At 41.7% G+C, this 13,732-nt stretch carries 12 protein-coding genes and 4 pseudogenes; 8 read left to right on the forward strand and 8 right to left on the reverse strand.

Annotated elements, in window-relative coordinates; translation table 11 throughout:
- Positions 1 to 126: 126 nt before the first annotated feature.
- Complete coding sequence (locus AC3A14_RS09575; protein WP_318700224.1) at positions 127 to 606, reverse strand: agmatine deiminase family protein; 480 nt, start codon at positions 604 to 606, stop codon at positions 127 to 129.
- Between the two features lie 297 nt (positions 607 to 903).
- On the opposite strand from AC3A14_RS09575, the gene AC3A14_RS09580 reads away from it, so the two are divergent.
- Complete coding sequence (locus AC3A14_RS09580) at positions 904 to 1,482, forward strand: Uma2 family endonuclease (protein ID WP_318700225.1); 579 nt, start codon at positions 904 to 906, stop codon at positions 1,480 to 1,482.
- Positions 1,483 to 1,502: 20 nt separating this feature from the next.
- Here AC3A14_RS09580 and moaA read toward each other — a convergent pair whose 3' ends face one another.
- A complete protein-coding gene (moaA, locus tag AC3A14_RS09585) occupies positions 1,503 to 2,489 on the reverse strand; it encodes a GTP 3',8-cyclase MoaA (protein WP_318700226.1) in 987 nt (328 codons plus the stop codon).
- Between the two features lie 169 nt (positions 2,490 to 2,658).
- Between moaA and AC3A14_RS09590 the strand changes: the two are divergent.
- Positions 2,659 to 2,772: pseudogene (locus AC3A14_RS09590) on the forward strand (Uma2 family endonuclease); the annotation flags it as partial.
- On the opposite strand, the gene AC3A14_RS09595 reads toward AC3A14_RS09590, so the two are convergent.
- Together AC3A14_RS09595 and AC3A14_RS09600 are read right to left on the reverse strand one after the other, a co-directional pair.
- Positions 2,744 to 3,118, reverse strand: coding sequence for a hypothetical protein (locus AC3A14_RS09595; protein WP_318734008.1), 375 nt, complete (start codon positions 3,116 to 3,118; stop codon positions 2,744 to 2,746). The pseudogene AC3A14_RS09590 and the gene AC3A14_RS09595 sit on opposite strands and share 29 nt — an antisense overlap.
- Positions 3,119 to 3,212: 94 nt before the next feature.
- On the reverse strand, positions 3,213 to 4,622 hold the full coding sequence (locus AC3A14_RS09600) for an NAD-dependent malic enzyme (RefSeq protein WP_318734010.1): 1,410 nt from the start codon (positions 4,620 to 4,622) through the stop codon (positions 3,213 to 3,215).
- A 510-nt stretch (positions 4,623 to 5,132) separates the two neighbouring features.
- Here AC3A14_RS09600 and AC3A14_RS09605 point away from each other — a divergent pair.
- A complete protein-coding gene (locus tag AC3A14_RS09605) occupies positions 5,133 to 6,377 on the forward strand; it encodes a hypothetical protein (RefSeq protein ID WP_318734012.1) in 1,245 nt (414 codons plus the stop codon).
- A 114-nt stretch (positions 6,378 to 6,491) separates the two neighbouring features.
- Here the strand turns inward: AC3A14_RS09605 and AC3A14_RS09610 are convergent.
- A pseudogene (locus tag AC3A14_RS09610) lies at positions 6,492 to 6,593 on the reverse strand (DUF5615 family PIN-like protein); the annotation flags it as partial.
- Positions 6,566 to 6,712 (reverse strand): annotated as a pseudogene (locus AC3A14_RS09615) (DUF433 domain-containing protein); the annotation flags it as partial. The pseudogenes AC3A14_RS09615 and AC3A14_RS09610, both read right to left, overlap by 28 nt.
- An 81-nt stretch (positions 6,713 to 6,793) precedes the next feature.
- Here AC3A14_RS09615 and AC3A14_RS09620 point away from each other — a divergent pair.
- The 4 genes and pseudogenes from AC3A14_RS09620 to AC3A14_RS09635 all read left to right on the forward strand — a co-directional run bounded on the left by AC3A14_RS09620 (position 6,794) and on the right by AC3A14_RS09635 (position 11,778).
- Complete coding sequence (locus AC3A14_RS09620; RefSeq protein WP_318734015.1) at positions 6,794 to 10,144, forward strand: protein NO VEIN domain-containing protein; 3,351 nt, start codon at positions 6,794 to 6,796, stop codon at positions 10,142 to 10,144.
- Between the two features lie 31 nt (positions 10,145 to 10,175).
- Positions 10,176 to 10,331, forward strand: a pseudogene (locus AC3A14_RS09625) (FAD-dependent oxidoreductase); the annotation flags it as partial.
- A 57-nt stretch (positions 10,332 to 10,388) separates the two neighbouring features.
- A complete protein-coding gene (locus AC3A14_RS09630; RefSeq protein ID WP_318734019.1) occupies positions 10,389 to 11,042 on the forward strand; it encodes a Uma2 family endonuclease in 654 nt (217 codons plus the stop codon).
- A 73-nt stretch (positions 11,043 to 11,115) separates the two neighbouring features.
- Positions 11,116 to 11,778, forward strand: a complete 663-nt coding sequence (locus AC3A14_RS09635; RefSeq protein ID WP_487778986.1) for a Uma2 family endonuclease — start codon at positions 11,116 to 11,118, stop codon at positions 11,776 to 11,778.
- Between the two features lie 83 nt (positions 11,779 to 11,861).
- Here the strand turns inward: AC3A14_RS09635 and AC3A14_RS09640 are convergent, their stop codons facing one another.
- Together AC3A14_RS09640 and AC3A14_RS09645 are read right to left on the reverse strand one after the other, a co-directional pair.
- On the reverse strand, positions 11,862 to 12,203 hold the full coding sequence (locus AC3A14_RS09640; protein ID WP_318733736.1) for a DUF5615 family PIN-like protein: 342 nt from the start codon (positions 12,201 to 12,203) through the stop codon (positions 11,862 to 11,864).
- A complete protein-coding gene (locus AC3A14_RS09645) occupies positions 12,200 to 12,433 on the reverse strand; it encodes a DUF433 domain-containing protein (RefSeq protein WP_318733734.1) in 234 nt (77 codons plus the stop codon). Before AC3A14_RS09645 ends, AC3A14_RS09640 begins: the two co-directional genes overlap by 4 nt.
- Positions 12,434 to 12,828: 395 nt before the next feature.
- On the opposite strand from AC3A14_RS09645, the gene AC3A14_RS09650 reads away from it, so the two are divergent.
- A complete protein-coding gene (locus AC3A14_RS09650; protein WP_318733732.1) occupies positions 12,829 to 13,659 on the forward strand; it encodes an SMI1/KNR4 family protein in 831 nt (276 codons plus the stop codon).
- The last annotated feature ends 73 nt before the right edge of the window (positions 13,660 to 13,732 follow it).

Raw genomic sequence — 13,732 nt, forward strand, 5'->3', positions numbered from 1 at the left:
AACAGATAATTTTGAGCGATCGCCCCTTTTTGAGGCAAGGGGGCAGCGCGATCTCGCCCTTCTCTCATTTCCCCAGTGCGATCGTGGGCGGTTTCCAAATCATATAGAATCCCTTGAATCTAAAGATTACGCTGGTCGATCGTTGGTGACACAATGGATACCGCCTCCTGAATCGAAGATCGCTTCTGCATCGATTAAGTGAACTTGGCGATCGGGAAATAGAACTTCCAGTTCAGATTTTAACTCAGCGTCAATCCTCTCCTCTCCTCCCCAGGCATCAAATCTCCAATTTTGAATCCACAGATTGGTTCCATCCGTCACATAAATGGGGCCATTATCCCGCAACCAAGCATTATCTATTGGCACAATATGCCAAGTGATTTGGGTATTAGGAACCCCTTTTTTTAACAAAAATTGTTTGGCTCTCCTTTGTTCAGCCTCACTACTGGTCAACAGGTGAACCGGTTCGTAATCTTGAATAATATCGATAATTTGGGCAAATTCTGGGCGCATCTCTGACTCATAAGAACTTGGCCATTGCATCCAAGTTCCTGCATGGGTTTCCCACTCGGCAGGTACTCGAATTGTTGGGTTAAACTCGTGCATTTCCTTTCCTCCACTGGACAGACAACCCAGCAGCGTAAACAAGAATACTACGATCAATAGTAACCTATATTTTTTGAGTTTCATGAATGATTAAAGATATAGATAATTTATAGTCTAAGATTTTTTCATGTTATCATAGTGGTCAATGGATAGCACTTCGCCCTAGGGAATAGGAAATAGAGAGTAGCTGGTATTGTTTAGAATCTCAGGCTTCACACTGTACTCCATAGAAGAGAGAATTGCTATAGTGGCCAATGTTATGATGGGTAAAGACTCTATTTTCCATTTCTGATAACTATGATTGCAGCTAAAGATAATTATCCCCATCTCACTCCTGAAGAGTATTTCACTTGGGAAGAAACGCAACTGGAAAAGTATGAATATATAGATGGTCAAGTTTATGCTATGGGAGGTGGCAGCAAAAATCACAGCTTAATCTCCGTCAGATTTACCACTTTATTTTCCAATCACTTAGAAGGGAGTGGTTGTGAAACCGGCAATTCCGATCTGAAAGTTAATATCGCTGAGACTCATCAGTATACCTATCCGGATGTTAGTGTAACCTGTGATGAGCGAGATAAAAATACAAGCCAATATATTACCTATCCCTGCTTAATTGTGGAAGTTTTATCTCAAAGTACGGAAGCCTATGATCGCGGTGGGAAATTTAGGATGTATCGCCAGAATCCTGCCTTAATCGACTATTTGCTGGTTAGTTCGACTCACATAGAAATGGATTTGTATCATAAAAATGATGCCGGAGAATGGATCATCATCAACTATCAAGAAGGAGACACCATAGAACTCAAAAGTATTAACCTCCGTTTTCCCATTGAACAAGTTTATCGCGGCCTGAATTTAACGCCAGAAGCTTGAGTGATTTTCCCCTAGCGCTCTCATCCTCCAATCTGGGACATGGTGCGAGTGTAAGCGCCTTCTGTACCCGATTCCCGTTGTTTGAAATTAATCTCTGGTTTAATCTGTAAGAGATCGGCGACTTGTTGGCATAATTCGGTTAAAGGAACCTGCGATCGCAACTCGCTTTTGAGATCGATCTGTCCAGTTTCATTGAGTAGACAGGGACGCAACCAACCATCAGCCGATAACCGCATTCGATTACAGCGATCGCAGAAACACTCAGACATCTGACTAATAAATCCCAACGTCCCCTGAGCGCCAGGAATTTGGAACACATCTGCCGGCCCATTTCCGCGCACCTCACCCCCTGTTATTCCCCAACGCTCCCGAATTCTTTGGCGTAATTCCTCCGAAGGTATCCAGGCTCGCTCGGTAAATAAATGACCATTGCCAATGGGCATAAACTCGATAAATCTGACATGCCATTGGCGATCTAGAGTTAATGCCGCTAAATTTAACACCTCATGGTCATTCACCCCAGGAATCACCACCACGTTCAATTTTAAGGGGTTGAACCCCACTTCATATGCCTTCTGAATCCCTGCCCATGTTCGTTCCCAGCGACTTTTACCCCGATTTCCGATAATTTTGTCAAATGTCTCTGGTTCTAGGGAATCAAGACTAATATTAATCCGCCTCAAACCAGCATCATACAGGTCTTGCGCTAAGGTATCGAGTAAAAATCCATTCGTAGTCATGGCTAAATCTTGGGTTTGGGGCAGTTGGGCAATTTGTCGCACCAAATCCACCACTCCCGGACGTAGTAAGGGTTCACCTCCGGTTAAGCGAAAGCGGGTAAAACCAAGGGGAATAAAAACCTCTTTCAAGAGGGTAAGAATCTCGTCAGATGTGAGGAGATTTTGACTTAAGATATAGTTGAGTTCTTCATCCGCAGGCATACAATAGTCGCACCGAAAATTACATCGGTCAATTAGGCTGATGCGGAGGTAATCTACTGTATTCATAGATTCAGGAGAATGAAACATGATTCTGGTTTTGAGGTTGCTTTTCAAGCAACAACAGATAAACAAAAATATCAACGTATTATAGCGCTTCGCTCTAGGGAATAGGCAATAGGGAATAGGCAAGAGCTTGTATGGCTTAGGGTTGAAGGCTTCAAGCTGTATCTCATAGAAGGTGGAAATTTATCGCCCACAAAAGGAGGTAGAAGGACGAAATTTACCTACCGAATTGTCCGGTGAATCCATATTGCCTGGATTTAGTTTGAATTTGGATCTTTATGATTGATGTCGCTCATGGCTTCTTTCAAGGTTTCGGTTAAGTTAATGGCAATTGTTGGTCGATCGCCATCGCTACTAACCATAATGATACTGCGGGTTTTATTGTCGATCGCCTCGCAGTCGATCGCCACAGAGACGGTAGGACTGATGGCTAACACGCGAGTGTCATTGATATTTAAGACGGGAACATCCGTAGAGGCGATCGCCTGTGTCGCTCTCTGCAAACACGCCGAAACCGACAGATCTAACCATAATTTTTCGTAGTATAGCGTTGGCCCTGCCCAAGCAACGAAGGGAGAGCTAAGAATAAGAGTGCTAACAGTCGCACCGATCCAATGGGAAACAGTTTTCATAGTAATAGATAATGGGTAATGGGGAAAAGACACTTTAGCAATAGGCAATCTCCCCCTGTCTCTCCATCTCCCCATCTTCCCATTCCCTACTCTTTTAACACTGGGCAATACCTTCGGCTCGGGCTGCTTGTTGCACCGCAGCAGATACGGCAGTCGCAACGCGAGCATCGAATACAGAAGGAATGATATTATGGGGACTCAGCTCAGTGGGACTGACTAAAGAGGCGATCGCCCCTGCTGCTTCAATGCACATTTTGCGGGTAATACTGCGGGCGCGGCAATCTAAAGCACCTCGGAATACCCCAGGGAAGGCTAAGACATTATTGATTTGATTTGGATAGTCACTGCGTCCGGTAGCCATGACTGCTACGCGATCGCTCACTAACTCTGGTTGAATTTCCGGAATGGGGTTAGCCATGGCAAACACGATCGCATCTTTAGCCATCGTACTCACCATTCCTGGGGTCAGCACCCCCGGTACACTCACCCCAATAAAGACATCGGTATTTTTCATGGCATCGGCTAAAGATCCTGACTCCGCCACTGCAAACTCCTGTTTAGCTGCATTCAAATCTGACCGTTTGGTAGACACAATGCCCTTCGAGTCACACATGATAATGGTTTTGGCTCCTGCTTCTTGCAATAGATGGGCGATCGCCACCCCAGCTGCTCCGGCCCCATTGATCGCAATTCGCACCTCTCCCAGGCTCTTTTTCACCCATTTCAGGGCATTATAGAGCGCCGCTTGAGTGACGATTGCCGTTCCATGTTGGTCATCGTGAAAAATGGGAATATCTAACTCTTCTTTCAAACGACGCTCAATCTCAAAGCATCGGGGAGCGCTAATATCTTCCAAATTCACTCCACCAAATACAGGAGCCATCCGTTTTACCGTTTCAATAATCTCTTCGGTATCTTGGGTATCCAGACAAACCGGAAAGGCATCAAGTCCACCAAAATCCTTAAACAGCATGGCTTTTCCTTCCATCACCGGCAGCGCACCCAAGGGGCCCAGATTCCCCAATCCTAGGACAGCACTGCCATCAGTGACAATGGCAACCGTATTATTTTTAATGGTTAAATCAAAGGCTTTTTCTGGATTTTCGGCGATCGCCTTACAAATACGACCCACTCCAGGAGTATAAGCCATAGCCAAGTCAGACTGACCTTTAATGGCGATTTTACTATCAATAGTAATCTTCCCACCCTTATGCAGATCGAACGTTTTATCCGACACATCTAGCACTTCAACATTCGGTATCGATTTAATCCCTTGGACAATCTCCTCTGCTTGTTCCGTATAGCCAGCATCAACCGTAATTTCTCGCAGCGTAAAATCAAGAGTGCGTTCCAAAAGACTAATTTCCCCTAAACTCCCTCCAATAGATGCGATCGCTCCAGTTACCTTGGCTAAGGCTCCGGCACGATTTCGGAGTTTAACCCGAATTTTGACGCTAAAACTAGAGCTAGGATTCAATTTAGTGGCGTGAGATGACTCAGTCATGAATTTCCTCTGATTCAGTAATTAGGGTTGCCGCGATCGGTTCTGGCGATCGTCACTTAGGATACCCCATCACAGGACGCTAATCAGCAAAACAGAACAAAACTTCTTCCCTTAATCATATCTTCACTATTTTCCCGTAGATTGGATTGTCCGCAAGTGAAACCTAACGTAATTTACAAACCAAGAGATTTTAGATAGCTTTATAATATAATTAGTACTAAATCAATACCTTCGACATTTTTCCGTAGCTTGGCTTTCACTAGGCTTAGACAAGGGGCTTAAGCCCCTTTTATCGAGCAGAGTAAAGCGGTTGGACAACGATCTGCGGTGCGGTTGTTTCGGGAAAAAATTAGAGTGATTTTGGAGAGCCAGTCTACATAACGTTTAGATTTAGTCCGTTTTAAGACTTGTCATGGCGATCGCTGCTTGCCGCTCTATCTGCTCGATGATATAATTAACACACTCTACTATAAGCTAGAATAAGCTTGTAATGATAATTTAAACCTTAAGATGAAAATATCCTCCTTATTAACCTGTGGACTTTCTGCTGTACTTAGCTCTTTATTCGTGTTAACTCCAGAGAAAGTACATGCCGTGATTGAGAGGGCGGAATTTCGTCATGTGCAAGCCGAAGTTTCCTATGACCAAAAGGAAGATAATTTTCGAGTTTTAAATTTACGCTTAAAACTTATTCGAGACGGGGAAATCATCTTAAATCAGCCGATCCCTACCCGAAGTGAAGAATTCGATCGCCCCTACTTTAGAGAAAACGATCCCTCCTCTTGGGTTCAAGATTTGGATGGAGATTCAGAACCCGAAATAGTCCTGACTTTCTTTACCGGTGGCGCTCACTGTTGTTTCTACTCCCTCATCTACCGCTACGATCGAGCATCTCAAAACTATACTTACATGACCCATGACTGGGGAGATGGAGTCGCTATACCTAGCCTTAAAGATTTAGATGATGATGGGATAATAGAATTTTACAGCCGTGATTCTCGTTTTGCTTATGCATTTACCTCTTATGCTGATTCTGCTTTTCCTCCACGGATTTGGCAATATCATCAAGACAGCTTGAGAGAGGTAACAACTCGTTTTCCTGAAGAGATTGATAGCTCTGCCACTCAACTCTGGGAATCTTATCAAACCCGAAAGGAAACCTATGGAGATGAGCCATCTAATGTTCGGGGACTTTTGGCTGCCTATTTAGCAACAAAATATTTACTCGAAGAAGCAGAAGATGGCTGGCAACGGATACAGGACGTTTATCTCCATGACGATCGCAGTTCATTTTTTGCGGATTTACGTATATTTCTACAAGAAACTGGATATATTAGTAATGCTCGAAACCCGATCTCGCCAGAAGCGATCGATTTGTGGACAGATCGTTTTTTCTATAGTGTCAATCCCCAACTGTCAGAGCGCAAAATTCGGCCGGATGAAACGGAGTATGTCAGAGAATGGAATGCCATTCAAAGTGTGATGCAAGCTCTTCTCATCCCTCACAATCATAACTGTGAGAGTGGACTAGCCAATTCAGCACTGGCTAATTCAGCGGGCCTTGCCAATTATGATAGTGTATCTCGTAATGGAGTTAACTTATCAAGCAAGGATTTAGATCGGGTTGCTGATGCGATATTTTATGTTCGGAATCCAGAATTAGGCGATCGCCAAATTCAACCAGAAGAAACCAGATTAGCGAATGAATGGCTACGCATTAGGAGAGGAGTGAGTCGATTGCATCCTTGTGATTAGGCTCTTAGACAAGAGTAGAGGAATTTCATGCTCATAACCAGCAAGGTTTTTCAGGAGTAGGAGTGCGATCGCGAACATCTGCAAAAATTTCATCAATTTTTGTCGATCGGTCATTTAAGGAATATTTGTAATTTCCACAATTATTTCTCCTTGGCGCAATTGCTCTAACGCATCAGGTAAAGTCGCCGTCAACAATTCTCGCAAGTTGCGGTTAGTCTCGGAAAATCAGTACGTCGTGCAGCAAAGATCAAACAAGCTTGAATATCAGCTCGTTCTAGATCGGGAAAGTCCTCTAAAATTTCAGTAACGCTAACATTTTCTGCTAACATTCCTAAGTATGGGTGAGGGATGGTGGGGGCGATCGCCGTCAAGCTAGAGTATGATACAATAAAAATAACTCACACATCAGGGAAAACATGGGCATTCGACAGCAGGCAGAAGAGGCCAGGAAAAAAGCCTATCAGAAAGTTATCGCAACTAAACTTCTGGATGGGATCGATCAGCTTTTTAATCGAGCATCTTCTAAACGGCGATGGATTTGGGAATTACTGCAAAATGCCAAAGATGTAGCCAATGAGGAAGTTAAAGTAGAAATTATCTTAACTCCAGACTATGTAGAGTTTAGACACAATGGCAATCCCTTCTCCATTGAAAATATTACCTACTTAATTGAACAAGTTTCCAGTAAAGAGCGCAGACGGGAAGACAACCAAACGCCTAAAACTACAGGAAAATTTGGCACAGGCTTCATGACAACTCACTTACTCTCCCGAAAGGTTGAAATTAGTGGAGTTCTAAAAAATCAGGAAGCTCAAACCTGTATTTACAAGCCATTTAATATTCTTCTCGATAGAAGTCCAACTGACTTAGACGAAATGATCGAAAATGTTGATACTGCGTTTTCGATCTTTGAAGATATTGATAGCGATCGCTCCTATCCTCCCATAGACAACTATCAACCCAATCAAACTTGTGATACTTGCTTTCGTTATGTATTAGATGAAGCTGGCTTTAAAGTCGCTCAAGCAGGTATTGAGGACTTGCATCATGCGATCGCCTATGCACTTGCTTTTATCCCTACCATTACCTCCGTCACCGTATCCGATCAGACTCAAGATCTAACCTATTACTATCAAACTCTTGAGCGTCATCAAATCGATACCCTGTCGATTGTGACAATTGTACAACAAAAGAGTAATTCCGAAGAACACAGACCAACCATTGCGTGCTTATCCAATTCCCTGCAAACCCTTACCCTTGCGGTTGAAGTTGAACCACAAAATAATCAGGTTTATTCGATTCAAGAAATTCCCGATGAAATCCCAACTCTGTTCTGTGAATTTCCCCTAATTGGTTCCGAAACATTTCCCTATCCTGTTGTCATCAATAGTCCCTTATTCAATCCCACAGAACCCAGAGATGGTATCTTACTCAATCCTGATAATCCGATCAAAACCCCTCAGAATAAAGAGCTTTTAGAAGAAGCAAACTTACTCTATGCTGAGTTACTCCATTTAGTTAGTTCAAATTGGTATCAAATTCACTTATTAGCAAAATTTAAAAATACGGCTAAAATTCCCGACAATATTGATGAATCCTGGTATAACTCTAAAATTTTAGATAATTTGGTCACTCAACTCAGTAATACCAGCTTCGTAGATACAGTTGCAGGAATTAGAATTATCCTCAAAGAGGCTCTAATACCTAGCTACAAAAGTAGAGAAAAAGTCCAAAGTTTTGCCCAGCTAGCCTCTGATTTTTATCCCGAATACTTACCCAAACTCGAATATATTCTCGATTGGCACGACATCATAAAATCAGTTTTGGGTCAGAAATTGTCAGAGGAGATCAAATACACTTTTGAAAATTTCCTAGAAGATATTCATAGACTGAAAACGGTTGAGGCACTGGCAGAACATCTCGATTGGAATATCGATCGAACTCTGGAATGGCTTAACTCTGTACTTCAATTTGTTAGGGATAATCATGAAAAGTTACTGAGAAAATACTGCCTTCTCCCTAATCAAAATGGTGAGTTAATCAATAATGAAAGATGCTACTTTGACGATCGCATTCCAGAGGAACTGAAAAATGTGATGAAACTGCTAAGTCTACCCTGTCGAGAAATTCTCTTAGATCGCAGAATCACAGGGTTTAAAAATCAGATTGATCGCAAGGGTGTCAAAAATATTTCTGATGAAATCAATGCATCTATTAAAGCGGCGAGTAATAAAGAAGATGCTTCAGATTATTGGAACTTGAGTCGCCCTATCTATCATCTCATTAGCTATTTCCCTGCCTCAGAACGTCAAACCTCTAGAAAAAATCAAATTTGGGAGTTTGCCCATGATTTTTATCCGGGAGCAATTCCCGATAAGAAATACTTAGAAAATATGAGTTCTTTTTCCTGGACTCTGGTTCATGAATGGATTCTAACCTCGATCGCTAACGATATTGAAAATCAAGAAACCCTTGACGGTTTGGCAAAATATTTTGCTTGGGAGCAAGATAGAGTAATTTTATGGCTAGATCGGTTTGTTTATTTTCTGTATCAACAAGACAAACAAATATTTGAACTCTATTCTCTTCTACCTAATCAATGCGGTAAATTGATGCAGAAGGAAGATCTAAAGAAAGATGAGAATATCCCAGAAGAGCTAAAAGAAGTGCTGGAAATCCTCACTTCTGACTATTGGAATGATTTTCTATTAGATAAGCGATTTATTAATGCTGAAACTCTATTCCATAAAGAAGAAGATATCAAAACCATTAAAGATATTGCCATAGACATTGATGGAGCGCTAAAAACTTGGGAGAGAGAAGATAAAACTGGAGATTCTCAGTTTACCCGGGTAATTACTACATTAATTCAATGGTCTAGTTGTCAATCAGATAATTTGCTTGATCGGATATTCCCTTACTTTTATAGTAATAGAGCTAGTCTATTTTTGAAGACATTGAGTGATACAGAAGTCAGTACCGATATTTTTAAAATTCTCAATCATCAGGACAAACTCTCCGCATTAAGTCGTTTGGCAGAAAATCCAGATGTGTCTGAGCAAGACCTAGAGTATTTTGCCCAAAATTCACAGCAATTCAAAGACTTTCAGTCTGCCAGACAGGACATGACAGATCGAGAATTTGAGAGCTTTAGTCGTTTAGCAAAAGAAATTTCGTTAGATGAGGTTACGTTAGATGAAGTGACCGAGTTGATCGAAAATAAGGAAAAAATCTCGGCGGTCAATCTTTTACAAGATACGGTCGAGCTTGGAGATGATTCCAGCTTAGTTTTTGCCTTGCATGAATTGGGAGTATATGAAGCAGTTATGAATCTGTTTAATCCACCTAAAACGGTGCGGTCTTCAGAAAGATCTAGTTTTGTGACGATTCAAGCATTACCGGTCAATAATGTCAGTTTTTATAAACAAGATATTGCCGATATTGGTCGAGAAGGGGAAGAATTTTTATATCGTCAGTTAGTTGAGGATTTTGGTGAACTTCGCGTCATTTGGCTTAACCAACAGGCTGAACAGCGCCAGCCCTATGATTTTGTGATTCTTGATGGGCAAGGTGCAGAATATTTGTATATTGATGCCAAAACAACGGTGACAGACGAATCCCAATCTGATCGCATCCCATTTTATGTCAGTCAAGCAGAATGGGAGTTTTCCGAGCAGTGCGATTACTATTATTTGGCTCGTATCTTTGGTATTCGAGCGTCCAATCCGAAAATCAAGTTTCTTCAAGTTGTCAGATTGCTACAATAAAAGTCTATGTTTTCTGTTCAACCGCAACGCCATGACTCTCGTAGACTTCCAAGATGAATTTGATATCGTTGTTGTCGCTGCAGGCCATTCCGGGTGCGAAGCAGCCCTAGCCTCGGCCCGCCTTGGATGTCGTACCCTGCTGCTGACGCTGAATTTGGATAAAATTGCCTGGCAACCCTGTAATCCTGTAACCCTGTATACCTAAAAAAGTCACACTCAATATAAATTTTCAAGGAGACTACGGATGCAAAGTACAATATTGGCTCCTAAACCACAGCAAGTTTCCCCAGAAAATTGCATCATTTTACGAAATTTAAGCTGGTCAACTTTTACGACTTTGCTGGTCGAAGTTGGAGAAAATCGTGCTTGTCGGTTTACCTACGATCGCGGAGTATTAGAAATTAGAATGCCTTTAGAAGAACATGAAGAACCCAAACGACTGATTGAGAGCTTTGTAGAAGCGTTAGTCGATGAGTTAGAGATTGAACTCAGAAGTCTGGGATCTTTAAGTTTGAAGCGAGAAGATTTAAGCCGTTTTATTGAACCCGATACTTGCTTCTCTATTCAGAATGAAGCTCTCGTTAGAGGTAGAAGCATTAATCTAGATGAAGTTCTACCTCCAGATTTAGTAGTAGAATCCGATCACACCCATTCCTCGATCGATAAAGCATCGATTTATGCAGCGCTGGGAGTACCGGAACTATGGAGATATACAACAAAAGAAACCCTCGAAGTTTATCAACTGATGGATGGAGAATATCAAAAGTCGGATAAAAGTCTGGCTTTCCCTTTTTTACCTGTGGATGCAATACCGGGTTTTATTGAGCAGAGTAAAGAGATAGGACAGCGATCGGCGGTGCGATTATTTCGGCAAAGAATTCGAGAGATTCTCGATTAACCGATGGCAAAATATCTATTGCTCTTATACTTAAAAAGAGTTAAACTAAATCAAACCTCCAAGGATACTGCGGATGCAAACCACAACATTAGCTCCTAAACCACAGCAAGTTTCCCCAGAAAATCGCGTCATTTTACGAAATGTAAGCTGGTCAACCTATCAAGCATTGATGGCAGATGTTGGCGAGGATCGGGGGTGGAGAATTGCTTATCAGGAAGGAGTGTTAGAACTGAGGATGCCATTAAAAGAGCATGAATTGCCTAAAATCATGATTTCCAAATTGCTTGCTGCCTTATCAGAAGAGCTGGAAATTGAAATTCTGGAACTGGGTTCATTGCTCTTAGAACGGGAAGATTTAACCCGTGCCATTGAACCCGATACTTGCTGTTATATTCAGAATGAATCCTTGGTCAGAAATAAAAACATCGAATTCCCAAACGATCCGCCTCCAGATTTAGCAGTAGAATCGGATCATACTCACTCATCGATCAAGAAATTTATGATTTATTCAGCATTGGGAGTGCCGGAACTATGGAGATATACGAAGGAAACCCTACAAGTTTATCAACTCATTGATGGGGAATATAAACGGTGCGAGCAAAGTCTGGCTTTCCCGTTTTTGCCTTTGGATGAAATTCCCAGTTTTATTGAGCAGAGTAAAGAAGTTGGCCAGCGTTTGGCGGTGCGATTGTTTCGGGAGAGAATTCGAGAAATTTTGGAGAATCAGTCAAAATAAGGTTGAGATCCAATGTTTTTCGGGAGTAGGAGTGCGATCGCGAAAATCTGCAAAAATTTCATCAATTTTTGTCGATCGCTCATTTAAGGAGTATTCGTAATTTCCACAATTATTTCTCCTTGGCGCAATTGCTCTAGCGCATCAGGTAAAGTCTCCGTCAACAATGATCGCAAGTTGCGATTCGTGACATTGCCACAAGTTAGCCACAAAATTTGAGGAGGCGATCCTAAACGACATACCAAGTCAATGAAATCACTGTCTTTCGTCATGATCGCAACATTTTCCGATCGTGCTGCTTCAAAAATTTCGATATCTTGAGCATCCCGAAGTCCTAAATCTCGCAATGCCCTCGCTTCCAAAGCAAACGTTTCTGTTATCCAATTGGCTAATGTGGGGGGTAATTGAGCATCGATCCAAAGCTTCATGCGGTTAGTCTCGGAAAATCAGTGCGTCGTGCGGCAAAGATCAAACAAGCCTGAATATCCGCTAGTTCTAGATCGGGAAAGTCCTCTAAAATTTCAGGAATGCTAACATTTTCTGCCAACATTTCTAAAATATCCGTGACGCGAATTCGCATCCCTCGAATACAGGGACGACCGCCACATTGACCGGAATTTTGCGTAATTCGGTTCAGTAATTCAGGCGTTGAACTCATAACTTTTCTAGGCTGAATGAGTGATTGTTTTGTCTAATTAATTATAGCCTAGAAGCAGTTGAAATCACTACAACCTCATGTGTCTGCAATTGAAGCCTGGTTATCTCTCTTCTGTCACTTTCAGAGGCTTTATCTCCTATAGAGAGAGACATCTTAGGAGTGCGATCGCGAGCATCTGCAAAAATTTCATCAGGTTCCTTTAACTGAGTTCAAATAACAGGAATCTGGTGTAAAGGGCGCGTATAACCCTTACCATATCCCAAATTGGAGGGTAAGCCATCAACTATGATAAAATTAACCATACTCACACATCAAGGAAGATCAAACGTTTATTTACAAGTTTTTTGACATTCTTCTAGATAGAAGCACAACCAATCCAATTTAGATGAAATGAGATGTCAACTCTAACTGATGCACTCGATAGGATAATGAAGTGGCTAGAAATATATAAGCCTGAATTCGCTGATTCTTTTCAGCCCGGACTCAGTTTCGATGAAATTCAGGCGGGAGAAGAAAAAATTGGATTCAAACTTCCAGAAGAAGTTTATGAACTTTATCAGTGGCGTAATGGAGCAACATTGGATTGTGATTCGTTATTTTTCCCCTTTATAGGTTTTCTCCCTTTTGATGAAGCTATAGAAACCAGCATAAGTTGGAATACTATGATTGCTGAAGAAGAAGAGTTATATCTTAATAAAGAATGGTATCTTAATCAAGAGTGGTGCGCTAAAAGTCCACTTTTTATCTTTATTGCAGATGATGGAGGCTGTTGTGGTACTCCCTTACAAACTCCACCCAACTACCTAAAACCGCCAGTTGTTGAGTTTGGAGAAGGAGACATGCCAGGAGTATACTATGACAGCTTAACAGCCCTGATGTTAACATTTGCAGAATGCTGTGAAACAGGTGCTTACTATATCGACTCAGATGGATTTATTGTTGAAGATGTATCTAAATCAGCTCCCATTATTCAAAAATACAACTCTCAGTTCGGTGAATACGATGAGTTCGGTCGCCTGACGGCGTGGGTGCAAACAGTAATTATTGAAGGGGAAAAGAAAGAAATTAGGACTCAATATGACTACAATAAAATCGCTCCTGTGAAACAGGGATGCATACCCTTACAAGTCGTGACACTTTTGATTGTAGGAATACCGATTCTAATTGTAGGGATACCGATCCTAGTGGCTTATTTTGTTTGGGTGAAACTAATCCAGCAGTCATAGCAGTAGGCTGGACAGAAGAAGACCGGGATTTTATTAAGGGAGAGGGTCTTTCAAGACTGAACAGTAGAAAATC

Source organism: Roseofilum sp. (assembly GCF_982964205.1).

Bases quoted from the DNA above. Each gene is read 5' to 3' on its own strand.
- AC3A14_RS09605 (WP_318734012.1), top strand. From the start codon at position 5,133: ATGAAAATATCCTCCTTATTAACCTGTGGACTTTCTGCTGTACTTAGC.
- moaA (WP_318700226.1), bottom strand. From the start codon at position 2,489: ATGAATACAGTAGATTACCTCCGCATCAGCCTAATTGACCGATGTAAT.
- AC3A14_RS09640 (WP_318733736.1), bottom strand. From the start codon at position 12,203: ATGAAGCTTTGGATCGATGCTCAATTACCCCCCACATTAGCCAATTGG.
- AC3A14_RS09635 (WP_487778986.1), top strand. From the start codon at position 11,116: ATGCAAACCACAACATTAGCTCCTAAACCACAGCAAGTTTCCCCAGAA.
- AC3A14_RS09630 (WP_318734019.1), top strand. From the start codon at position 10,389: ATGCAAAGTACAATATTGGCTCCTAAACCACAGCAAGTTTCCCCAGAA.
- AC3A14_RS09595 (WP_318734008.1), bottom strand. From the start codon at position 3,118: ATGAAAACTGTTTCCCATTGGATCGGTGCGACTGTTAGCACTCTTATT.
- AC3A14_RS09645 (WP_318733734.1), bottom strand. From the start codon at position 12,433: ATGAGTTCAACGCCTGAATTACTGAACCGAATTACGCAAAATTCCGGT.
- AC3A14_RS09580 (WP_318700225.1), top strand. From the start codon at position 904: ATGATTGCAGCTAAAGATAATTATCCCCATCTCACTCCTGAAGAGTAT.
- AC3A14_RS09600 (WP_318734010.1), bottom strand. From the start codon at position 4,622: ATGACTGAGTCATCTCACGCCACTAAATTGAATCCTAGCTCTAGTTTT.
- AC3A14_RS09620 (WP_318734015.1), top strand. From the start codon at position 6,794: ATGGGCATTCGACAGCAGGCAGAAGAGGCCAGGAAAAAAGCCTATCAG.
- AC3A14_RS09650 (WP_318733732.1), top strand. From the start codon at position 12,829: ATGTCAACTCTAACTGATGCACTCGATAGGATAATGAAGTGGCTAGAA.
- AC3A14_RS09575 (WP_318700224.1), bottom strand. From the start codon at position 606: ATGCACGAGTTTAACCCAACAATTCGAGTACCTGCCGAGTGGGAAACC.